Raw genomic sequence first — 21,747 nt, 5'->3', positions numbered from 1 at the left:
CGCAAGATGAAAAAGTTCTCGTATCGCCTTGAGACGCTTCTGAAACTCAAAGAACATCTCGAAAAAGAGCGCCAGTTGGAACTGGCAGTGGCCGTGACCCATGTACACAAACAACAAGAGCGGCTTGGTGATGTAGAACGTCAAAGGCAGGAGACTTTAGATCAGCAGCGAACTTTGCAGGTTGGTCAATTACCCGTCGGTCAGCTACTAAACGCTTCGCGCTTCTTACTCAAGTTAAAAGGGGAAAAGTTTGCAGGCTTTGAACTGTTAAGAGGATTGGAACGACAGGCCGATAAAAAAAGAGAGAAACTGTTGATTGCTGTCAAAGAGAAGAAAGTTCATGAAAAGCTCAAAGAGCGGGCACAGAAAAAATATCAGGATACAATTCAGGACTATGAACGGAAAGAAGCCGATGAGATCGGAATAAATACTTTTCGTCTGGGAAAACGAAAAGTAGAATAGTCTCGTCGTTCCGAATCCTATTTCAACAAAATCATCTTCTTGCTCGAACTAAATGAGCCCGCGATTATACGGTAAAAATACATTCCAGAGGCCAACGATTGACTGGCGTTGTTGCGGCTGTCGAATTCGATGTGGTGGACACCGGCTCCAAACTGTTTATTCACAAGTTCTCGAACAGACTCTCCAAGTAAATTGAAAACTTCGATCTGAACCTGCGAGGCTTCGGGCAGCGCAAATTCAATAGTTGTCGTCGGATTAAAAGGATTTGGATAGTTCTGAGACAATGAGTAGCTGCCCGGCAATGTTTGATCGGTTTCATCGTCAATACCTGTGGATACACGCACTTCCACACTTCCTCCTGAAAACATCGGGGTGAATCTTCCGCCCCCGTCATCAGCCGAAAGGGTAATAAATGTACTCCAGGTCGGCGCATAGGTGAGAGAATCAATTAATACAGGTCCGGGCGTTGCGGATGGTGAAATGCTCAAATGAAGCCGTGCGGCAAGTCCGCTACCCGGCAGTAACGGGGTTGTTTCGTCGAACTCAAGATAGATAAGCACCGAATTATCCGCGCCGCGAGGCTGAACTGTTTTTGGGAATGCGGTTGCCGTTCGCGCGCCATCGAATGACACGCTGTCGAGTTGAAGGTCATCGGAGCCAAATTTTAGAGCAAAGGCGACATTCGCAATATTTCTTTGGTTGAAAAGCATAACATCCACAGCCGTCTCAGTTCCTTGCTCAGATTCGACATGAGTGATCCAAACTGAATCCAACGACTCAGGAGTCGTGTTGATGTCCAAATACCCCTTTTTGACTTTCGGTTTATATTCTACTGCCCCGGTGGCAGAGAACGAGGTTGTTCGCACGAGAAAATTATCAACAAACCGTATAGTATCAAACGTAACAAACTGTCCCGAAATAGTTGGAGGATATGAGAGGTAGATTTTGCCCAGAAGTCCGCTTCCAGCTGGAATTAGAGATACTGTGGGCAGAACTGTGACCCTCAGGATGCCCGTAACAGTGTCGACTTTTGATAATCGAAAAGTGGCAGACTCGACACGACCTCCTGTAAAGGAGAATGAATCGATCTGTATATCCGGCGAGTTCTCATGAAGAGTCATCTCAATTGCTGTCAATGGTTGATCATTATAGAACCGAACCGGCACAACTCTGCTTCCGCCCACATATGTTGAAATCGAATCGATCGAAAGTGTATCCGGAATACCCGGATCAGCGGACAATATTTGATCACTTGTCCCCAATATGAGGAGAAAGGTTAGGATCAAGATTGTAAAGGCTGAAAAATGGTGCTGGCGGTTTGTCATGGTCTATTCCTTGAAGCTCTCCTTGAGCAAAAAGCGTGCTTTGAAAGGATCGATGTTAAAAAATCGGGCAGTCTTACGGCAGAACTCTGAAAGTATAATCTAACTTGCTGTGGCATTGCTGTTTTAGTGTCTCTATGAAAGTAACAAATTAAGGCGATATTTGCAAGAGGAAACTTGTCTTGAACTCATAGCTATGCATCTTACTGCCTGAAATCTCCCAAATCTCTTTTCATATCCCGTTTTCAGAAAATTTCTCCGGCCAGCTAAGTATTCCTTTCCGATTATTTCGAGGTCAAGAGTGATGCCACTGACCGGCCGGTTTACCTAACCAACAATGTAAGAATAGCTTACAAACCTGCTCGAAGTCTTGGCACAGGCCTTGAATATAGTCCCATGGAGGATACTATGATTAAAGGAATGTACCGTTCAGCTTCGGGCATGATCCCGAGGGTCAACAAGCAGCAGATTATCGCAAACAACATTGCCAATGTTGGCACTGCCGGTTTTAAGAAAGATACCATGTTCACACGTGAACTTTCTAAAGCCGAGCAGAAAGTAATCCCAAAGAAAACTGACTGGGAACAGCCGATGGTCGACAAAGTTCATGTCGATTATTCTCCAGGTATTTTTGATAAGACCGATAATCCGCTCGACCTTGCTATAGAAGGAGACGGTTTTTTCAAACTCGAAGCAAGCGATGGCTCAGTTGCGCTAACCCGATCAGGCACATTCCAAGTCGACAGCGCCGGATTTTTGGCATACCCCGGCGGATTTCGATTGTCCAGTGAAAGTGGTCCCATTCAGGTCGGCGATGGTAAAGTTGTCATCAGCCAAACCGGAGAAATAGAAGTCGATGGTTCATCGGTATCACGTATTGTTCCGGTTTCGGTTACAGACCACGACAAACTTGAACGTTTGGGCGGAGCGCTATTCGGAGTGCCCAAGGGGGTGGAAGTAACCCCAGTCACTAATACGGTTATCCAACAGGGATATCTCGAAACCGCCAATGTCGATGTCGTCCGCGAGATGGTCGATATGATTATCACTTACCGCACATACGAAGCAAACGCGAAAGCCCTGCAACAACAGGATGCCTCGCTTGACCACCTCTTCCAAAAGGTGGCTCGATAAATTTTCACGCCTGCTAATCAGAATGAAAAGGATATAGGAGAATAAGAAAATGATTAAAGCAATGCGAACAGCGGCCTCAGGTATGTCGGCCCAACAAATGAATGTTGATAACATCGCCAACAACCTTGCCAACGTCAACACCACCGGCTTCAAGAAAAGTAAAATAGAGTTTCAGGACATTCTCTATCAAAATTTTCGGAGAGCCGGTTCTGCCACCGCAGTGGGAAGCCAGGCTCCAGCCGGACTCGCCATCGGGTACGGAACCAAGCCCTCGGCTACAACGCGCCAATTCACAACTGGCGATTTGCAGTTGACCGGCAACCCGCTCGATATCTCTATAGAAGGGGACGGATTCTTTCAGGTTCGTCAGCCCGATGGTTCGACTGCCTACACCCGCGATGGCGCTTTCAAAATGTCAGCCGATGGACGGGTTGTCACCTCGGATGGCTATTACTTGCTTCCGGAAATATCGCTTCCTGAAGACGCGCTTTCGGTTTCGATTGGCCGCGATGGCACTGTCGAAGTACAGCAGTTCGGACAGGACGAGACCACCCAAGTCGGCTCCATCGAACTTGCGCGTTTCATTAACCCCGCAGGTTTGACGTCAATTGGCCGCAACTTGATGACACAGACCGGAGCTTCCGGCGCGCCGGTTACCAATACCCCGGGTCAAGGGGGGATAGGCGAGGTCAACCAAGGCTATCTCGAAATTTCAAATGTGAGCGTCGTTGATGAAATGGTCAATATGATTATCGCCCAGCGCGCGTATGAGATGAACTCAAAAGCAATTCAGACGGCCGACGATATGTCATCGATAGCAAACAATCTCAAGCGATAGGGAAGCCGATGAAAACAAGAACATATATAGGATGTATTGGTCTTGCGCTGTTAATGCTTCAGCCCGGATTTGCTATGCCTGTCGAGGACGCAATCAAGGCGCGAATTATGGATTATTATCAGCTTGATCCGATCAGCTACGAAATAGAAATCCTGACCAATTCTCTAAACGAAGGCGAAGTAATACCCGAAGCTCTGACAATTAGACCCATGAGTCAAAAAGAACCGTTGGGACTCTTGTCGATCAAAGCCGTTCTATCCGAGGCCGGGGGGAAAATAAAGCAGGCGCAAATCCAAATTCGCATTCGCCGTTACGCAAAGGCTCTGGTTGCAACCGGGCATATCCGCCAGAATGATATTCTTGACAGCTCGGCCTATGAACTGAAACGAGTCGAGACGACAACACTACAGGAAAACGCGCTGACCAATGGCAATGTGTTTATTGGAATGCGAAGCAAGCGCAATCTCAATCGAGGACAAATTCTTACCGCCGAGGCCTTTGAAACTATTCCAACCGCTAAGACCGGCGATGCAGTGACGATTGTCTTTGAGAACGCCGGATTCAGTGTCTCTACAGAAGGGAAGCTTCTTCAGTCAGGTCTCAAAGGAGATTTAGTAAAAGTACGGAATACATCTTCAGGGAAAATTGTAATCGCAAAAATTGTAGACAGTCACTCGGTTGTGGTGACTCCCTGAAAGAATAATAAACATTGAGGTTTTATCCATGAGCTTCCGAAGACTACTCATTATATTGGCGCTGCTGCTCCTGCTTCCATTTTCATTAAAACTGCGAAGTCAGGATTTTGGCAAAAGCCAATCACTTTTTACCGATATCAAGGCCCATCGGGTGGGAGATATTCTCACCGTGCTCATAGTCGAGCAGAACCGAGCCTCGAATCAGGTGGAAACAAAATCTGAAAAGAGCAGCAGTTCCTCGATCTCCGGCGGTCCGGGTATCGGCCCGCTTGACTTCATACCTCTCTTTGGAGCCGATTTGAAAGCTGACAATAAGCATGACGGAAAAGGGGAAAACCTCCGCACCGGAAATATCAGAGCGCGAATGTCAGTCACTGTTTCAGCCGTCAAAAATAACGGCGACCTCGTCATAGAAGGCACTCGTGTAATGGGCATCTCGAGCGACAAAGAGACGTTGACCCTTTCAGGGATAGTGCGCCCAGAAGACATCAGCGCGGAGAATACTGTCGAGTCTTATTTCATTGCCGATGCCGAAATCCACTACGATGGCAAAGGCGCGACCAACACCGGAAGCCGCGCTGGGTTTTTTGTCCGCCTCGCCAATTGGTTGTTTTAGGAGAAATTATGATAACTTCACTCTATACAAAACTCGTTTGTCCTTTCGGACTTGTACTCGTGCTACTCTTCATGCAGGCCTTTTTCTCGCCTGCCGATGCCTCAATGGTTCGCATTAAAGATATCTGTGACTTTCAGGACAAACAGGAAGTAGATATTCTTGGCTACGGTCTGGTCATCGGTCTTGATGGAACCGGCGATGGTAACGGCACTCAATTCACCACACGCTCGCTGGTGAATATGATGCAGAGAATGGGTGTGACCGTCGATGCCTCAAAAATTAAAGTCAAAAATATTGCGGCCGTCATGGTCACCGCTCGCGTCTCAAGTCAGCAGACAGCCGGTTCATATTTTGATATTACCGTGTCATCAATCGGCGATGCCTCGTCTTTGCAGGGAGGAACTCTGCTTCTCACCCCGCTCTCGGGAGCTGACGGGAATTCTTACGCCACAGCGCAAGGTCCAGTTTCCATCGGCGGATTCAATGTCCAGGTCGACGAAGGGAATAAAATCGTCAATAATTATACGCTGGTCGGACGTGTTCCCGGCGGTGGAAAAGTTACAATTCCTGTCCCCGTCGCTGCTGGCAGCGGCAAAGAGATATATCTTTCGCTCCGCTCGGCAGACCAGACGACCTCGAACCGAATAGCCGAACGAATCAATATTAAATACGGAACCACTGCTTACGCCCTTGATGCCAGTACCATCAAACTTGTCGTTCCGGACTCATTGGCCGATCCAACTTCAAAGCCTCGATTTATTTCTGATATCAGCCGAATGCAGGTCACACCGGATAACAGCGCAAAAATTGTCATCAATGAACGTACCGGAACAATTGTTGCCGGACAATTTGTGACAATCGATCCGGTTGCCATCGCCCATGGCACGATTACCGTAAGTATCCAGTCCCGGCCCATTATCTCGCAACCCGATGCCTTCAGCCAAGGGCAGACCGTCGTAACCCGGGAGCCGACTATCGCTGTCGATCAGGAGATGGCGCGGGTGGTTGAACTGAAAGAGTCAGTCTATCTCTCAGATGTCGCCGCCGCTCTCAACAAGATTGGCGCGACGCCCCGTGATATAGTCGCAATCTTCCAGGCATTAAAACAGGCCGGCGCCCTCCGCGCAGAATTGGTCATAATCTAAAATGTCTGCTTCACCCATTTTTGCCCAACCGGCCATCCATCCCACAAAGCTTAATCAACTTACAACTGGAAAAGCGAACACTCTTGACCAAGAGAAGACCAGACTGAAAAAGGCTACCAAAGAATTCGAGTCATTTTTCCTGTACTACATGCTTAAAACAATGCGAAGTTCTATCCCCAAAGACCCATTGACCAAAGACACCCCCTTTGCCGATGGCTTAGGCAAAGAGACCTTCACCGACATGTTTGATAGTGAAATCTCGAAATCACTCTCTATCTCATCCGGCAATAGCTCAATTTCGAATATGCTCTATAAATCAATGGAGAAAGTAGTCGAAGCGCGATTCAACAATCCTGAGTCGCCCACAATAAAGACACTCCATGAACCCCATGAAACAACCCTTTCTCCATTGAGAGGCCAGCCAATTTGCCTGCCTCAGAATGGTGGAAGTCCAATCCCAATTGAAAACAAACAGGAGGCGTTCCCTATGTCACGCCACATAACTGAACCACAACCGATACAAACCATAACATCGCAGCCCAGCGGTGATGCTATCACCAGCCGATACAAAGATATTATTGACGAAGCCTCGGATGCCACCAAACTCGATTCCGCGTTAATAGCCGCAGTTATCAATGTAGAATCCGGAGGGAATCCAAATGCCATGTCACCTCGCGGCGCTGCGGGTCTTATGCAACTTATTGAAAGTACCGCCAAGGAACTCGATGTAAAAGACCGGCTCAATCCGCGTGAGAATATCAATGGTGGCAGCCGCTACCTCAGAAAGATGCTCGACCGATTTGGCGACCTCAAACTGGCCCTTGCCGCATACAACGCCGGTCCCGGCGCAGTGGAAAAACATGGCGGCATTCCGCCCTATCCGGAAACAGTCTCGTATGTGGACAAAGTAACCAAACTCTACCATGCGAATCAAACGCTTTATTCACACCTGGAACTAAAGGTCAAAACTAAATGACCGATAGCAGATTACATAGGACGCTCTAAACGGAATTGGATATGATAACCGGACTTATAGACATCATTAGCCGCGAGGCTCAAGTATTCGAGGCTTTTCTGGCCCTGTTAAACCAGCAGAAAACGATGCTGGTCTCCAATAATATCGACGGACTCAATGCGACCACCGAGCTTCAACGCGAAAAGCTTGTTGAAAGCCAATTGCTGGCTCGTGAGCGTGAACGGTTTGTCGAGCAGATAAAAATTGTCAACGCCCTTGATGGGGACTTAACAGTATCACGTCTCATTGAGCTTGTCGATAGTGAGCACGCCGAGACGCTTCATCAATTGAAAGAGACTATCATTGCCCTCAACCAAAAGATCGCCAAAGTTCGCGACAGTAACGCTATGCTCATAAATCAATCGAGAGAATTTATCTCTCGCACCATGACAATGCTTGCCCAGATCGGACGGAGCGAAAGCGCTTACGACCGCGCCGGCTGCGAACGTGACCAAAAATCAACCCTGCTTCTGGATAGGACAATCTGATGCCAGGCTTATTTCAAGGATTGGAAATCGGAAAACGGGCGCTTTTGACCCATCAGGTCACGCTCCAAACTATCGGCCACAATATCTCGAATGTGAACACCCCCGGTTTCAGCCGCCAGCGTGTACGGGTATCATCATCGTTTCCAGAAAGCACCCCAAAAGGGGCATACGGCACAGGAATTCAAGTAGACGATATCAAACATGTACGCGACCTGTTTCTCGGCCGACAGTTTCGCGAAGCAAATAAATCGCTTGGAGATTGGTCGTATCAGGAAAAAAGCCTCACTCAGATTGAATCACTTTTCAACGAACCGCAGGACAACGCCCTCGGATCACTCATAAATAAGTTCTGGGATTCGTGGTCAGACCTTTCGACCAATTCCGATTCTGCGAATAACCGCCGCTTGGTAGTGACACAGGCCAACCAGCTTGTAAACGGTTTTCAACAGCTTGCCCACCAACTAACCGAATTGAGAGAGTCAACCGACCGAGACATAAAAGGGATGACTGAGGACGTCAACCGGATGACTTCGGAGATAGCCCGCCTCAATCAGCAAATAGCTTCTACTGAACTCGGAAACCAAACCGCCAACGACCTCCGCGACACCCGCGACCAGATAACAGACGAACTCTCAAATATCATTGATGTGCGGGTGCTTGAGAAAAGTAATGGCGGTAGTGTGGTCACTATGGGATCGATGGTATTGGTCGACGGATCTGACTCGCTTGAAATCGGCACCGATAGCGTCAATAATAACGGCGTGTTCAGTAATAAATTAGTTTGGAAAGGGACATCCGTCTCGCTCCGCAATCTCTCAGGCCAGCTTGCCGGATTGACCAAGTCTCGCGATGAGATTATCCCGGGTTATCTGACGCAACTGAACGAGCTTGCAAGCAATATCATCGACAAGGTCAATGAGCTGCATCGCTCCGGTTACGGTCCCAATGGAACGACCGGTGTGAACTTCTTTGATCCAGCATTTAAAACCGCCGGACTGATGCGGCTCAATCAGGAAATTGTGACAGACATAAATAATATCGCCGCCTCATCGACAGTCGATGGGGATAACATTCTTGCTCTCTCGATATCTGACCTCAGAAATGCAAGAACAATGTCTGGTGGAACGCAGACTATCAACGACTTTTACAGCAGTATTGTCGGGAATCTTGGAGTAGAAACAAACAAAGCGGTCTCGTTCAAGGATAATTACGAGCTACTCCTTCATCAGATAGAAAACTCACGACAATCAGTCCAAGGCGTATCGCTTGACGAGGAGATGTCAAATATGATTCGCTCTCAACATGCCTATGACGCAGCCGCGAGAGTCATCACATCTTTTGATCAGGCTCTCGATACCGTGATCAACGGCATGGGGATTGTCGGACGACAATAATAACCGCCCCGTAAGGCGAAACTGACACCACGGAGGGTGCTGTGCTAATTCTCACACGGAAGTTGGGCGAATCGATTAATATCGGCGATGACATACGAGTGTCGGTGCTTGGAATTCGCGGACGTCAGGTTCGGTTGGGAATCGACGCCCCTGATACGGTAGTTGTGCATAGGGAAGAGATTTATGTCAAAATCCAGTCGGAAAATCGCAAAGCATCCGAACCAGTCAAGGGCGATTTGTTTGGCATGGTCAAAATGATTAAAGACAAACTATCAAGCGGCGAACACAAACCGGGATCGGTTGTCGATTTTTCCGATAAGCCGAAAAGAAAAATTGAAGATGACTCGCATGGGAAACCCGGAAGTCAACAGGCGTAGAAATCACTACTTCAAAATAGTGCACTAAAGAAGAGTTAAACAGTATGCGCGTAACTAACAATATGATGTCCGAGCGGGTTGCCTTCAATACCCAGCGCTCAATTCGCCGTTTTATGGACCTCCAGACAGGGATGTCCTCGGGACGACGCATAAATAAGCCGTCTGATGACCCGGTGGGCACGGTGCGGGATCTGGGTTATCGCAACGAACTCACCAAAATAGAACAGCACCAAAAAAACATTAGTACCGGATTGCATTGGGTTGCCACCTATGAAACATCGCTCGCGGATATGAACGATATCATCTCATCGGCCAAAGAAATTGCAGTTGCTATGAGTAACGGGACATACGACGAAAACGCCCGCGAAGCATCGGCCAATGAAATTCAATCCATTTTCAACCAGATGATCCAACTGGGAAACACCGAACTTGAAGGACGGCGGATTTTTGGAGGATTCAAAACAACTACAAAACCGCTCGAGTTTTCAGCCAACGGCGTTATCTATCGAGGTGATAGCGGAAAAATTGATTTTGAAATCGATTCTGCCCTGAAAGTAACCGTCAACAGTAACGGCTCAGACGTTTTCCTGAAAAAACTTTCGACTCTCGGTGAAACAGCTGATTTGAACTTGGGCGTCACGGGGACCACAACGCTGTCAGACTTGAATAACGGCAACGGAATAAACCTCGCGCCGGGAACATTTACGATAACCGATAAAAACCTAAATATCACCTCGACAATTGATGTTTCTGCCGCCGTCACTCTAAATGACGCAATAGCCGCTATCAATGCCCAACTCGCAGCAGACGGCATCACCTCGATTACTGCTTCTCTCGGCAGCGAAGGTAACAATATAAGACTCGACACCACTCAAACCGGAATCGTCGCCTCGACCACAGCGCTTGGCGTCCTCAATAACGGAAACGGCGTCGATCTCACACCCGGCAAATTTCGTCTTTCAGATGGTGGCACGACCGACATTCAGATTGATATGAGTGGCGCGCAAACTATCGGGGATGCTGTCACCGCCTTTAATACTCAGGTTGCTGCTGCCGGAATTAGCAATGTGACAATGTCGCTTAACGCTGGAGGCACTGGTTTTGATATTGTCGATTCCAATCCAATTTCGCTTGGCCTGTCCATTTCAGAGACAAACGAATTTGAAACAACAGCCGGAAATCTTGGCCTAATCGGTTTGATCAACCCGGCTCTGGCTGGAGTCGCGCTCAACCCAAGCATATCATTCGAAATTACTGAAACAACGGGTACAACCGCGGCTGGTTTAGGGATAAAAGGAAATATAACCTCTGACTTTGCAGGAAGCGACCTCGACCCAGTCCTTCGCGCGACGTCACTCATTGCAAATCTCAAGAACAGAATCGGCATCCCTCGCAATGAGATAACTATATGGCAGGGGGAGAAGAGACTGACCGTAGACCTTGGTGATCCCGCATTGGTGACAGTCCAGGATGTTCTCGATAAATTGAATAGCTCAGGACTTGCGATCACGGCCTCCATTAATGCCCAAAGCAGAGGCATTCAGATTGCTAACAATGACCCAACTCGTTCGCTTACTGTGGAAGACGGTACCGGATCAAGAACCGCTAAAGATATGGGTATATTTGGCTCAAGCGACATGATGGGATCGCTTCTTGTTCTCAATAATGCCCTCCGAAATGATGATCAGGAAGGCGCCGGTATCTTACTAAAAAATCTCGATGACAGTATCTTGCACCTGCTCAACGAACGCGCCATGGTCGGCGCGCGAACTATCCGCTTTGACACAACTAGATCGCGGCACGAAGACAAAAAGCTGAGTTTCACTCGCTTGTTATCTGAAGTCGAAGATGCCGATCTGCCTGAGCTGGTCACAAGACTTGCGACCTACGAAAGCAACTACCGCGCGGCATTATTGGCCAGCGCGAAAATAATACAGCCCACCCTGATGGATTTTCTAAGCCGATAACCGCTCTTCAAAGGAACATGCCATGATTGTCGACAGTCTCCGCTTCGGATCGCTACAAGTACCAGACGAAAAGCTCATTATTATGGAGCGCTCAATCCTCGGCTTTGAAGCACTGACAGAGTTTTGTCTTATCGAAGTCAATGAACTCGCTCCCTTTCTCTGGCTCCAATCGACTGAGAATTCTGCCGTCGCATTTCTTGTGGTCAATCCATCGGTCTTTTTTCCCGATTATCGTGTCGAAGTCAACTCAAGGGAAATTGCGGAACTCGGCGTCATCAAAGCATCCTCTATCGAGACATATACAATTGTGACGGTTTCCGACGACCCTCGCCAGATTTCGGTCAACCTGCAGGGCCCAATTTTAATTAACACAGAAAATAATCTTGCCAAGCAGCTTGTACTCGTAAACTCAAAATACCAAGTCCGCCACTCCCTATTCGATACCCTTGAGAAAGATTCCGCCAACTTATATCGTCGCGAAGAACTTGTCGGCGCCTAACTTCTTTACATTCTGGCACACAAGATGCAAACCATAACACCATCGCTCAGGAACCAGAAAATTGCCTTTTTCGCTACCCATCAGATGTTTCTGGCCGAGATTATCTCCGCCCTCTCTATCAATAATCAGGTGCGTCTTTTCGAGGGCACAACTGTCGAGCGCATGGCGGCCCTGCTTGATTGGGCAGATATAGCATGGTTCGAATGGTGCGATGCCCTTCTGATTCAGGCGACACATTTGCCCCAAAAATGCAAAATCGTTTGTCGGCTCCACTCCTACGAAGCTTTCACAGATATGCCTTCTCACGTCGATTGGTCAAAAGTAGATTCGCTTATATTTGTAAATGACTCTGTCCGGCAGCTGTTTGAGCAACAAGTTTCACATGAAACACGGGCTTCGCTGCCGTTGGCCGTTATCCACAATGGCGTCGACACTGCAAAATTTGTGATACCGCACTCAAAAGTGTTAACTAAGAAGATTGCCTCTGTAGGATACATAAATTACAAGAAGAACCCCACCCTTCTTCTGTACTGCTTTAAGAAAATTCATGAGTACGACCCGGGATATTCGCTTTATATAGCTGGCTCACACCAGGACCCGCGTATCGAACTCTATTTTCAGCACTTCCTGCAAAGAAACCCGCTTCCTATCTATTTTGACGGCTGGATAGACGATATGCCGCAATGGTACCGCGACAAATCATTTGTAATTTCAACTTCGCTATTTGAGTCATTCCATTATTCAATTGCCGAAGGAATGTCATGTGGTCTGATTCCCCTCATCCATGATTGGTATGGCGCTGATCTTCTCTATCCCAACGAATTTCTGTATTCCGATCCCGATGACTGCCTGCGGCTCCTGCAAACAATCGAAAAATCAGATACAGCTCAAACTGCCTGCGATAATCGAAAATTTATTCAACAAAGATATAGCCAGAACGACAAAGTGCGCGAAATTGAACAGCTATTATCACAACTCATTACCCCAGGACGAGAATCACACATTAGAGAGTTGCAGACCGCATGAAAAAGAAGAAAGAGAAAGCGAAGTCCATCTCCCCAAAAGCGAGAGTCCCTACCTCACAATCTATTCCAAAACGATCAGACACAACTGAAGCTCGTCTCAAACGAGCCGAACAGCTTTTGTTTACCAATAAGGAAGAGAAAGTAATTGCAGAACTTGCCCCACTGCTTGGCGAAATAAACGCTCTGACTCCTGTACAGCAAATGCGACTGTGCCGTCTTTGCGCCTTTGGTTATGCTCATACCGGCAAACTTATCGATGCCGAAGATTACACCGAGAGAGGATTGAAAACCAATCCTGATTCCCTCGACCTTCATTTTGTGATGACGTTTATAAAGCTCTCGATGCGAGAGTACGAGATAAGTCTTGAGCATGCCAATCAATTTCTTGCAATTCGCAAGAATGTGAAACGAGATCCATCACCGATCTCGGATCTCACCCAATCTAACGCCCACCTCTCCCAGCTCTTAAATATGGTTGGATCTATGTATATAGATACGGCAAAACCAGAAAAGGCTGAAGAATTTCTCCGTCTGGCCATCGAGGCGGACAAGGCCAATCATCTGCCATATCTGAATCTGACTGCTATGTTATCGCGTCAAAAGAAGCATGATGCTTCAAAGAGCGTCATCACCGATGGCCTAAAAAACTGCCCTCGGTCGCAGGAACTACAAATGCTTGCCGAGAACCTAAACAAACGAGTAACTATTTCGGCTTGTATGATCGTCAAAGATGAGGCTGAACTATTGGCCGATTGCCTCAACTCCATTCGCGAGTGGGTGGATGAAATAATAGTCGTTGATACTGGTTCTACAGATGAGACCGTTAGTATCTCCGAAAGTTTTGGGGCGAAAGTATTTCATCAAGAGTGGGAAGGGAACTTCTCCAAACACCGCAACTATTCGCTCGAGCAGGCAACCAATGAATGGGTATTCATTATCGATGCCGATGAGCGCGTTGTCCAGGATGATGTTCCAAAGCTGGTCAGCCTGCTTCAAGAGACACAGCATTCGGTAATCTCCATCAATGTCTATAACGTCTATGGCAAGAACGAAGAAACCGTTAATTTTCTTCCCTCAATTCGACTCTTCAGAAGAAAATTGAATCTTCGCTACGAAGGTATCGTGCACAATATGCTTCAGATCCCCAAGTCGGAGATAGTATTGCGTGCTGATATCACAATAAGACATCTCGGTTACGATCTTTCAAGTGAGAAGATGTGCAAAAAAGCGCTTCGTTCACGGGCTTTGCTTGAGCAGCAACTGAAAGAAAACCCGAACAACGCTTTCGCTCATTTCAATTACGCCCAGCTTCTTCGCGGAGAAGGGGAAGAGTACCTCGAATCCAACGCGCCAAGAATTATTGAATCTGCCTCTTGCGCGGTCCAGCTTACCGCAAAAACTCTCACCGAGCACAGGCATATCCATTTGATGGCGCTCAACCAACTTGCTTGGACATACTTTACTCTTAAAGATTACTCGAAATCAATTGATTACTGCCGACGGGCTTTGGCGCTCAAACCGAATTATCTTGATCCACTGCTCTTGCTCGGTCATGCCGCCAGCCATGAAGCCCGTTACGCCGAAGCAAGCGGCCACTATTTGCACTATCTTGAGGTTCAATCATCCTATCAGCCGGCTCTTGAAACCGACGACATTATTGTCGCACAAGTCGACTCCCGGGTAAATGCCTATTACGGACTTGCGGTCATCGCTGAGCTGACGGGCCAGCCAGAAAGCGCCATTAATTATTACCAGCATACTCTGCGTATCGTGCCGGACTTTCTTGATGCCAATGGCCGTCTCGGCGCGATCTTATTCTCTACAGGGCAAATTGATCAAGCGGAAAAGCTTTGTCTCAAACAAATATCTTATGATAATCAGGCGGCCGATTCGCTCATTATCCTTGGCGAGATAAATCTGAGCCGTCAAATGTATCAACAGTCCCACAATTACTTTGAGCGGGCAGTCAAAGCCCAACCCGTCAACGGTGACGCCTATCTTTCGCTTGGAGTGGTCTCTCTTTTACTAAATCGTCAAGAAGAATCAGAGCAATTCTTCAAAGAGGCCGTTTCGTTAGGGATACATGCCAAAACAATCGAGCTCAAAATAGCCCAGCAACTATTTACCTCCGGGCGGTATCTTGAGGCAATCAAGCATTACGAAACACTCATAGCATTAGACCCGACCGGCGGAAATCTTACCGATCTCGGCAATTGCTACTTCAAGCTTTCCAGGTATGACCAAGCACAATGGTTCTTTGAGAAAGCTTTACAGACCGCTCCAGTAGTCCCTGCAACGTATCGAAATCTTGGCCTTACTTTAGCCCGACTCGATAAGAATGAAGAAGCCATTGTTAGGTTCAATCAATATTTGAAACTCCAGTATGATGACCTAACCATTCAAGCTCTCGTGGCTGACCTATACTGCTCTTTGGGTCATTACCAATCGGCTATTAAACACCTCGAATATTTACTTGGTCGACAACCAAGCGATATCCACGCCCTTCTCAGCCTCTCCGATTGCTACCTTAATTTAGGTCATCCAGATTCAGCGCGAATGGGATATCAGCGAGTTTTGCTGCTTGATTGCAACTGTGAAAGGGCACGACAGCGTCTGCAAGAACTTGCAACTTCAGTTGAAACCGCCTAAGTCAATAGTGTGCTTATTAAAGAGAAGACAAATTGCATGTATTCACATCTAAAGAATCAAAAAAACCTGCCGATGATTTAAAAAGAATAAACTGATATGCTAAACAAACCTGTGCCAATAAGAAAGGGAGGGCCGCAACGAAGAGACGAAGCATGATGTTATCGGAATTATATCATGTGACTGATTTGAAAACATAGGACGTGACACTACGTGAGCAATAGCTTAGAACAACAATAGGTAAGGAAACCTCAAACTTCTTCAAGGAGGAGTTCAAATGTCACTCCGTATTAACCACAACCTGGCTGCGATGAACGCCAACCGTAATCTGAAAATGACTACCAATGCGGTCAGCAAAAGCATGCAGAAGCTTTCGTCAGGATTTCGTATCAATGCCGCCGCCGACGATCCCGCCGGTTTGGTGATTTCCGAACAGTTTCGTTCCCAGATCGCCGGTCTTAACCGCGCCATCCAGAACTCCGAAGGTTCAATCAACATGATTCAGACCGCTGAAGGCGCTCTCACTGAAATCAACAACCTCTTGGTTTCTATGCGCGAACTGGCCATCCATGCCGCCAACGAAGGCTTCAATGATGTCGATCAGCTTGCTGCTGACCAGGCTGAATTAGCCAACGCTATCAAGACAATCGATCGTATCGCCGCCAACACCCAGTTTGGCACAAAGAAAATCCTCGATGGTTCCAAAGACAACATTGCCACAATCACATCGAGCAACACTTCCGGCTTGACGATCAAGCAGTCCACGCTGTCCACCGGCCCGCACTCGATCAGCGCCACCAAGACTGCCGATGCCAGCGCTTCACTCAATACCACCTCGCTCGGTCTTGCTCTGAACAATACCGATGGCGATCCGAACAACTTGAGCGAGAAGATCCACACCCTCGATGTTGTCCAAGCTTCCGATGCCGCGAAGAAGACTTCCGGCGCTGTTACACTTGCCGATGCCTTCGGAACCAACCTGACAATTGCCGCAGCCGCCACTGTTGCGATGGCTTCCTCAGCCGCCGTCGTTGGCACTGCAGTTCTTGCCAATGAAGGTACCTACACAATAAACGTCAACTACCAAGAGAATGGCGAATCCCCCAGTGGAAACCAGGCTCTGAACATTGCTGTTGTGACCGGCGACACGACGGCTACGATTGCCACCAAACTGCAATCGGCAATCAATTTGAACACCGCCCTTGCTGGCAAAATTACTGTCACCGGTACTGCCGCTGGCAGCTTGCGTATCAAATCCGCAAACCTTGGCGCCCAGTATTCAATCCAGACGGTTGCCAGCACCACAACCGCCACGACCTCCCTGTTCTCAGTTGCGGCTTCAAATGTTCGCGGATCTTCCGCAAACTTGTTGAACTTCACCGTTAATTCTGTGAAGAACTCCAATCGCACCGCCAACATCACCGTCGCCGCTGCGACCTATTCGACATTGAGCTCCTTGACAACCGCGATAGACAACGCCTTGAAAACGACAGGCGGCACGGGTGGTTTCGGTACCGTCTCGGGCAGCGATACCCTGGGTGATGTGAGCGCAAACCTTGTCAACAGCAACCAGGTCCAGTTTGCCAGCCGTGACGAAGGCTCGACCTATTCAATCAAGATGAACACAGGCGTCGCCAGCACAGGCAACCTGAAGAACGTATTGAAACTGACAGATGATTCACTTGCCAACGCTGGCACCGATGCATTGGTCAGTTTTGATAACTACACAAGCACAATTACATCAGTGAAATACGGCGCAACCACCAACGTGACTGTCTATAACAAAGTCGACGGAGCCGCTAATCGTGGTTCAGTCTCCTTGATGGTGTCCAGCGCGCAGACTGGTGTCAACGTGGGTAACCTTCTTCTCAATGTGAAGGCCGCCAAGTTCGATGTCCGTCTCGACGGTGGCCCTGCGGCTTCAGTCAGCGCCGGAATAACCTCGACTATTTTCAACGCCGACCGCACCCAGTCGTTGAACGTCAATTATGCCCTGACCTCACAGGGCGGAAGCGAAACTATCAACAACACTGATCAATCGCTCGTCTTCCAGATCGGCGGCAATGTTGGTCAGACCGCTGCCATCGGCATCCGCAATATGTCAGCCTCTTCGCTCGGTAAGAACCTGGCCGGAAACTCATTCGGCTCGCTTGCCAAGATTGATGTCACGACTGTAGTTGGCGCCCAGGACGCCCAGTCGATTATCGACAGCGCCATCAATGAAGTCACCGTGACACGTGGAACACTCGGTTCATTCCAGAAAAACACCCTGGAATCCAACTTGAGAAACCTCCGAATTGCCTCTCAGAATTTGACCGCTACTGAGTCGCAGATTCGTGATACCGATATGGCTGAAGAGATGTCAGAATTCACCAAGAATCAGATTCTGGTTCAGGCCGGCGTAGCGATGCTTGCCCAGGCCAATCAGATGCCGCAGGTGGTTCTCTCGCTCTTCCAGTAAATGCAACGCAACGGGTCAGAACTCCGGAGAGGTAATTCTCTCCGGAGTTCGCTTTAAACGAGTAATAGGATAATCCTGTGAAGCGCGGAACAGCTCACAGTGGTTTATGGGAGAACCATGCAGGGAATAACTTCATTTGACGGCCTTTCCTCGGGCCTCAACACAACTCAAATCGTCGATACCCTCATCCAACTACAACGAAGAAACGCGGTTCTGCTTGAGCAAGAGCAGGCGTCAAAAACAAATATTGTCACCTCGCTCAATGCCCTCCAGGCCAAAATTGTTGCTCTAAATGCCGAAGCCGCGCAGCTTGGCCGAAAGGGAACATGGGAGGCCGCATCGATAAAACTCTCAGATGATAAAGCGCTTTCCGCAACTGCGGCAGGGCGCGTAGCCGCTGGTTCGTACGACCTAAAAGTGCTCTCGCTTGCTCGAAATCACCAGCTTGCATCGCAAGGTTATTCCGATCAGTCGCTGTCATCGTTTGGAACCGGCTCAATTACGCTGGGTGTGGGGGCGGCATCGCTCAAAACAATCATCATTGACACGACAAACAATTCGCTCGTGGGTATCAAAAAGGCAATTAATGACGCCAAGGCTGGTGTCACAGCGAGCATCATCAACGATGGCTCATCATCCCGCCCTTACCGTCTCATACTCACCGCAGAAAAAACAGGTCTAGCCAATTCCATAAGTGTTACCTCAGCCTTATCAGGCGGCACAAACCCAAATTTCAACACGGCATCTTTTGACGTCCCTGAAAGGTTAACCAAAGCCGTGACTTCAACAAGCGCTATAACCTTGGCCTCGGCCGCATCGTTCACCGGCTCAACAAACAAAACGTATACATTTACAATTGCCGGAGCAGGATTGCAGACAATCGGCAGTGACACCATAACGATCAATTGGAGCGATGGAACCAACAGCGGTTCAATTGTGGCAACTCAAGCCGATACCGAAGTCGAACTGGTTGGCGCTGGCTCAGACGGACTGAAACTATCATTTGGGTCGGGTAAGCTGAACTCCAGCGATCAGTTCCAAGTTCAAACATTTGCCCCGGTTTTGCAGAAAGCGTCCGATGCAAAAATCTCGGTAGGTTCAACCGGAGGCTCGGGCTCTCCAATTACTGTTACATCGGCCACAAATACATTTGCCGAGGCGATCGGCGGACTCTCATTGACCGTCAAAAAAGAAACACCCACCGGCGAGTTTATTAACATCACCACCGATGTTGACATCGACGGCATCAAAAGCAAGATCAATAATTTCATCGCCCGCTACAACGATGTAGTCAAATTTGTCGATGAGCAGAACACGTACAACAAAAAAGAAAAATCTTCGGGCGTTCTTTTCGGCGACTCCACCCTTCAGTCGGTGCAAACCTCCATCCGAAACTCACTTGGAAACAAGGTCAAGGGCTTGACCGGAAAGTATACCCAGTTATTTTCCGTCGGTATTCGCACCGGCCTCGATGGCAAACTGTCGCTTAAAGACAGCGCGCGCCTCGATGAAGCCCTCAGAAATAATCTCGATGAAGTTATCAATCTATTCGCCGATTCAGGGACCTCAATCGGTAGCGGGGTTGAGTATGTCGCTTCTACTGCGCAGTCCAAAGCAGGCGAAGAATATGATGTCAATGTCACGAGCGCAGCGGCCAAAGGCCAATATCTTAGTTCCGGTTTTGCCGATCCGTCGTTGACTCCCATAACTTTAACAAGTTCTAACAATCGTATAAAACTTTCTGTAAACGGCATAGACTCCAATGATATCGTTTTGACCGCCAACACATATAATTCTTCGACTCAACTCATCACTGAACTACAGCAGAAAATCGACGCCGATGAAAAGATAGGCAAATTGGGAATGAGTGTGTCGTGGGTGGATAACGGATCCGGTACCGGATACATCAAACTAGAAAGCTCCACCTTTGGAAGCAATTCACGCGTCAACACTATTTCATCTGTTTCGAGTTCAGCTCTGGCCAATCTCGCCTTGGCCACAGGGTCAAGCATTGGAGGGCAGGACGTTGCAGGTACCATTAACGGTGAACTTGCCGACGGAAGCGGTCAGATACTCACAGGCAAGGAAAAAAATAAGACGACCGCAGGTCTTAAAGTTCGTGTGACCCTAACCAGCCTTCAGCTAATCGACGGCGCTGAGGCGTCGATTACATTCTCAAGGGGCGTCGGTTCCCGCATGGGAGACCTGCTCGGCAGTATCAGCCAGAGCGGCGGCGGGCTGCTTGACCGCAAAATAAAGGGATATGAATCCCAGGTCACCCACCTCAAGGAGCGAGTGATTGAAATTGATAAGCGACTCGCATCCCGCAGACAGGATTTATTGAAAAGGTTTTATGATATGGAAGAGACACTGGGCCAGCTTAACAGCGAAGGCACATTCTTGTCAGGTCAAATAAACAATCTCAGCACCATGTTTAGTCGTCAGCGATAGGAGCGTTCGTGGAAGGTAAATTGAAAAACTACAGACAAAGCGAAGTGGTCGGAAAGTCCCAGCTGGAGCTTATCCTCCAAGTATACGACGGCGCGATACATGCTTTTACCGAGGCCGGGAATTGTTGTGAGCGGGAAGAAACGGAAGCCGCTGCTAAATGCATGGAGCAGGCGCGACGGTGTGTGACCCATCTCTACACCACGCTCGATTTCGAACACGGGGGGGAAGTTGCGGACAATCTCGGCAAACTCTATACTTTTATCATTACCCAAACCGATCTTGCTCAGGCAACAAAAGATATAGTGTGTATAAATGACAACGTAAAGATTCTCCGCACCATGAGAGCCGGTTGGTCGGAATTGAATATCCAACAAACCGTAACAGCTAAGCCATCACCGCGCGCCGCTGTTATTGAAGCTGTCGGGCCATTCAGCACATCAGCGTAAGGAAAGATTATGACAACAAATGCCATCACCCAGCTTGAACGCGATTTGCTGACGCTCCTCAAAGACGAGTATTCCTTTTACCAGTCGCTTTACATTCTGTTGGATAAACAGCGAGATCTGATCCGATTTGACAAGGACGATCACCTTCTCGACTGTATGCCGAGATTGAAAGGTGTCAGCGGCGTATAAAGGATTCCGAAGAAAAGCTCAATGTCCTTTGCGATCAAAACAAACAGATGTTCCGAGTGGCATCGGCCCACCCTGAAATCAAAAAGACAATCAATTGTATCGTGACATTGGTAAAGAAAAATATCACATTGGTGAGCGAGAATGAAGCCTATGTCCTTGATCGCCACCAACGGATAAAGCATGAACTCGATGACCTCCGCACCAGCGATAAAATAATGCAGTATCTCAATGACTCCGTCACCACCGCGCAGTTCGTCGATGGCAAACAGTAAACATTCGGCCAAAGGAAAAACAGATAAACTGGCCAATATGCGCGAGAGCTTGTCAGAACTTACAAAAAAGGCAACCGCGGGTGATAAAGCTACACGAGAAGTTGACGGCGGCGAAAATGACTACGAACCGGCTCGCTTTGTACTCCAGGGACAGCGCGCCATTAAGGAAAAGTCGATTCGTGAGATTCGACAAACAGCTATTGAGATAGTAAAACGCCGGGTAGAAAACGGATTTTATGCTGATAAGAAATTACTGTCAAAGATCGCTGGATCAATAGCTGACACAATTGACTATGAACGTTAAC

General features: G+C 48.1%; 20 protein-coding genes and 1 pseudogene. 20 read left to right on the top strand and 1 reads right to left on the bottom strand.

Annotated features, from left to right (window positions below):
- Positions 1–6: 6 nt before the first annotated feature.
- Entirely contained in the window at positions 7–462 is a 456-nt protein-coding gene (gene fliJ, locus SGI97_03165) for a flagellar export protein FliJ (protein ID MDZ4722893.1), read from the top strand.
- 17 nt (positions 463–479) lie between these two features.
- Here the strand turns inward: fliJ and SGI97_03160 are convergent, their stop codons facing one another.
- The gene (locus SGI97_03160; protein MDZ4722892.1) at positions 480–1,787 is read right to left on the bottom strand and encodes a T9SS type A sorting domain-containing protein; all 1,308 of its coding nucleotides are present in this window, start codon (positions 1,785–1,787) and stop codon (positions 480–482) included.
- A gap of 405 nt (positions 1,788–2,192) precedes the next feature.
- Between SGI97_03160 and SGI97_03155 the strand changes: the two genes are divergently transcribed.
- The 19 genes and pseudogenes from SGI97_03155 to SGI97_03065 all read left to right on the top strand — a co-directional run bounded on the left by SGI97_03155 (position 2,193) and on the right by SGI97_03065 (position 21,746).
- Positions 2,193–2,918: a flagellar hook-basal body protein gene (locus SGI97_03155; protein ID MDZ4722891.1), complete on the top strand. Its 726-nt coding sequence runs from the start codon at positions 2,193–2,195 to the stop codon at positions 2,916–2,918.
- 49 nt (positions 2,919–2,967) lie between these two features.
- The gene (gene flgG / locus SGI97_03150) at positions 2,968–3,756 is read left to right on the top strand and encodes a flagellar basal-body rod protein FlgG (GenBank protein MDZ4722890.1); all 789 of its coding nucleotides are present in this window, start codon (positions 2,968–2,970) and stop codon (positions 3,754–3,756) included.
- 8 nt (positions 3,757–3,764) lie between these two features.
- Positions 3,765–4,451: a flagellar basal body P-ring formation chaperone FlgA gene (gene flgA / locus SGI97_03145; protein ID MDZ4722889.1), complete on the top strand. Its 687-nt coding sequence runs from the start codon at positions 3,765–3,767 to the stop codon at positions 4,449–4,451.
- Between the two features lie 28 nt (positions 4,452–4,479).
- Positions 4,480–5,067, top strand: a complete 588-nt coding sequence (locus SGI97_03140; GenBank protein ID MDZ4722888.1) for a flagellar basal body L-ring protein FlgH — start codon at positions 4,480–4,482, stop codon at positions 5,065–5,067.
- Between the two features lie 8 nt (positions 5,068–5,075).
- Positions 5,076–6,212, top strand: a complete 1,137-nt coding sequence (locus SGI97_03135) for a flagellar basal body P-ring protein FlgI (protein MDZ4722887.1) — start codon at positions 5,076–5,078, stop codon at positions 6,210–6,212.
- A 1-nt stretch (position 6,213) separates the two neighbouring features.
- Positions 6,214–7,188 (top strand): transglycosylase SLT domain-containing protein, encoded by a 975-nt coding sequence (locus SGI97_03130; GenBank protein MDZ4722886.1) that lies wholly within the window; start codon positions 6,214–6,216, stop codon positions 7,186–7,188.
- A gap of 41 nt (positions 7,189–7,229) precedes the next feature.
- The gene (locus tag SGI97_03125; GenBank protein ID MDZ4722885.1) at positions 7,230–7,715 is read left to right on the top strand and encodes a flagellar protein FlgN; all 486 of its coding nucleotides are present in this window, start codon (positions 7,230–7,232) and stop codon (positions 7,713–7,715) included.
- Positions 7,715–9,109 (top strand): flagellar hook-associated protein FlgK, encoded by a 1,395-nt coding sequence (flgK, locus tag SGI97_03120; protein ID MDZ4722884.1) that lies wholly within the window; start codon positions 7,715–7,717, stop codon positions 9,107–9,109. Before SGI97_03125 ends, flgK begins: the two co-directional genes overlap by 1 nt.
- Before the next feature lie 41 nt (positions 9,110–9,150).
- Positions 9,151–9,330 (top strand): annotated as a pseudogene (csrA, locus tag SGI97_03115) (carbon storage regulator CsrA).
- Between the two features lie 200 nt (positions 9,331–9,530).
- Positions 9,531–11,453: a flagellar hook-associated protein FlgL gene (gene flgL, locus SGI97_03110; GenBank protein ID MDZ4722883.1), complete on the top strand. Its 1,923-nt coding sequence runs from the start codon at positions 9,531–9,533 to the stop codon at positions 11,451–11,453.
- Between the two features lie 22 nt (positions 11,454–11,475).
- Positions 11,476–11,952 (top strand): flagellar assembly protein FliW, encoded by a 477-nt coding sequence (locus SGI97_03105; protein ID MDZ4722882.1) that lies wholly within the window; start codon positions 11,476–11,478, stop codon positions 11,950–11,952.
- 24 nt (positions 11,953–11,976) lie between these two features.
- Positions 11,977–12,978, top strand: a complete 1,002-nt coding sequence (locus SGI97_03100) for a glycosyltransferase family 4 protein (GenBank protein MDZ4722881.1) — start codon at positions 11,977–11,979, stop codon at positions 12,976–12,978.
- The gene (locus tag SGI97_03095) at positions 12,975–15,626 is read left to right on the top strand and encodes a tetratricopeptide repeat protein (protein MDZ4722880.1); all 2,652 of its coding nucleotides are present in this window, start codon (positions 12,975–12,977) and stop codon (positions 15,624–15,626) included. Before SGI97_03100 ends, SGI97_03095 begins: the two co-directional genes overlap by 4 nt.
- Before the next feature lie 274 nt (positions 15,627–15,900).
- Positions 15,901–18,084, top strand: coding sequence for a flagellin (locus tag SGI97_03090; GenBank protein ID MDZ4722879.1), 2,184 nt, complete (start codon positions 15,901–15,903; stop codon positions 18,082–18,084).
- Positions 18,085–18,201: 117 nt separating this feature from the next.
- A complete protein-coding gene (gene fliD / locus SGI97_03085) occupies positions 18,202–20,535 on the top strand; it encodes a flagellar filament capping protein FliD (protein MDZ4722878.1) in 2,334 nt (777 codons plus the stop codon).
- A gap of 20 nt (positions 20,536–20,555) precedes the next feature.
- Positions 20,556–20,981 (top strand): flagellar export chaperone FliS, encoded by a 426-nt coding sequence (gene fliS, locus SGI97_03080; GenBank protein ID MDZ4722877.1) that lies wholly within the window; start codon positions 20,556–20,558, stop codon positions 20,979–20,981.
- Between the two features lie 9 nt (positions 20,982–20,990).
- Positions 20,991–21,170 carry a hypothetical protein gene (locus SGI97_03075; protein ID MDZ4722876.1) on the top strand — a complete coding sequence of 60 codons (180 nt, stop codon included), beginning with the start codon at positions 20,991–20,993 and terminating at the stop codon, positions 21,168–21,170.
- A gap of 56 nt (positions 21,171–21,226) precedes the next feature.
- Complete coding sequence (locus tag SGI97_03070; protein MDZ4722875.1) at positions 21,227–21,442, top strand: hypothetical protein; 216 nt, start codon at positions 21,227–21,229, stop codon at positions 21,440–21,442.
- Positions 21,429–21,746, top strand: a complete 318-nt coding sequence (locus SGI97_03065) for a hypothetical protein (protein ID MDZ4722874.1) — start codon at positions 21,429–21,431, stop codon at positions 21,744–21,746. Before SGI97_03070 ends, SGI97_03065 begins: the two co-directional genes overlap by 14 nt.
- Position 21,747: the final 1 nt, after the last annotated feature.

It is taken from the genome of Candidatus Zixiibacteriota bacterium, assembly GCA_034439475.1.
Lineage (GTDB): Bacteria > Zixibacteria > MSB-5A5 > GN15 > FEB-12 > JAWXAN01.
The sequence above is the reverse complement of the archived record's forward strand: the minus strand, read 5'-3'. Positions and strand labels throughout refer to the sequence as shown.

Bases quoted from the DNA above. Each gene is read 5' to 3' on its own strand.
- SGI97_03155 (MDZ4722891.1), top strand. From the start codon at position 2,193: ATGATTAAAGGAATGTACCGTTCAGCTTCGGGCATGATCCCGAGGGTC.
- SGI97_03140 (MDZ4722888.1), top strand. From the start codon at position 4,480: ATGAGCTTCCGAAGACTACTCATTATATTGGCGCTGCTGCTCCTGCTT.
- SGI97_03135 (MDZ4722887.1), top strand. From the start codon at position 5,076: ATGATAACTTCACTCTATACAAAACTCGTTTGTCCTTTCGGACTTGTA.
- SGI97_03095 (MDZ4722880.1), top strand. From the start codon at position 12,975: ATGAAAAAGAAGAAAGAGAAAGCGAAGTCCATCTCCCCAAAAGCGAGA.
- SGI97_03100 (MDZ4722881.1), top strand. From the start codon at position 11,977: ATGCAAACCATAACACCATCGCTCAGGAACCAGAAAATTGCCTTTTTC.
- SGI97_03105 (MDZ4722882.1), top strand. From the start codon at position 11,476: ATGATTGTCGACAGTCTCCGCTTCGGATCGCTACAAGTACCAGACGAA.
- SGI97_03160 (MDZ4722892.1), bottom strand. From the start codon at position 1,787: ATGACAAACCGCCAGCACCATTTTTCAGCCTTTACAATCTTGATCCTA.
- SGI97_03125 (MDZ4722885.1), top strand. From the start codon at position 7,230: ATGATAACCGGACTTATAGACATCATTAGCCGCGAGGCTCAAGTATTC.
- flgK (MDZ4722884.1), top strand. From the start codon at position 7,715: ATGCCAGGCTTATTTCAAGGATTGGAAATCGGAAAACGGGCGCTTTTG.
- SGI97_03130 (MDZ4722886.1), top strand. From the start codon at position 6,214: ATGTCTGCTTCACCCATTTTTGCCCAACCGGCCATCCATCCCACAAAG.
- SGI97_03065 (MDZ4722874.1), top strand. From the start codon at position 21,429: ATGGCAAACAGTAAACATTCGGCCAAAGGAAAAACAGATAAACTGGCC.
- flgL (MDZ4722883.1), top strand. From the start codon at position 9,531: ATGCGCGTAACTAACAATATGATGTCCGAGCGGGTTGCCTTCAATACC.
- flgG (MDZ4722890.1), top strand. From the start codon at position 2,968: ATGATTAAAGCAATGCGAACAGCGGCCTCAGGTATGTCGGCCCAACAA.
- SGI97_03075 (MDZ4722876.1), top strand. From the start codon at position 20,991: ATGACAACAAATGCCATCACCCAGCTTGAACGCGATTTGCTGACGCTC.
- fliD (MDZ4722878.1), top strand. From the start codon at position 18,202: ATGCAGGGAATAACTTCATTTGACGGCCTTTCCTCGGGCCTCAACACA.
- fliJ (MDZ4722893.1), top strand. From the start codon at position 7: ATGAAAAAGTTCTCGTATCGCCTTGAGACGCTTCTGAAACTCAAAGAA.
- SGI97_03090 (MDZ4722879.1), top strand. From the start codon at position 15,901: ATGTCACTCCGTATTAACCACAACCTGGCTGCGATGAACGCCAACCGT.
- flgA (MDZ4722889.1), top strand. From the start codon at position 3,765: ATGAAAACAAGAACATATATAGGATGTATTGGTCTTGCGCTGTTAATG.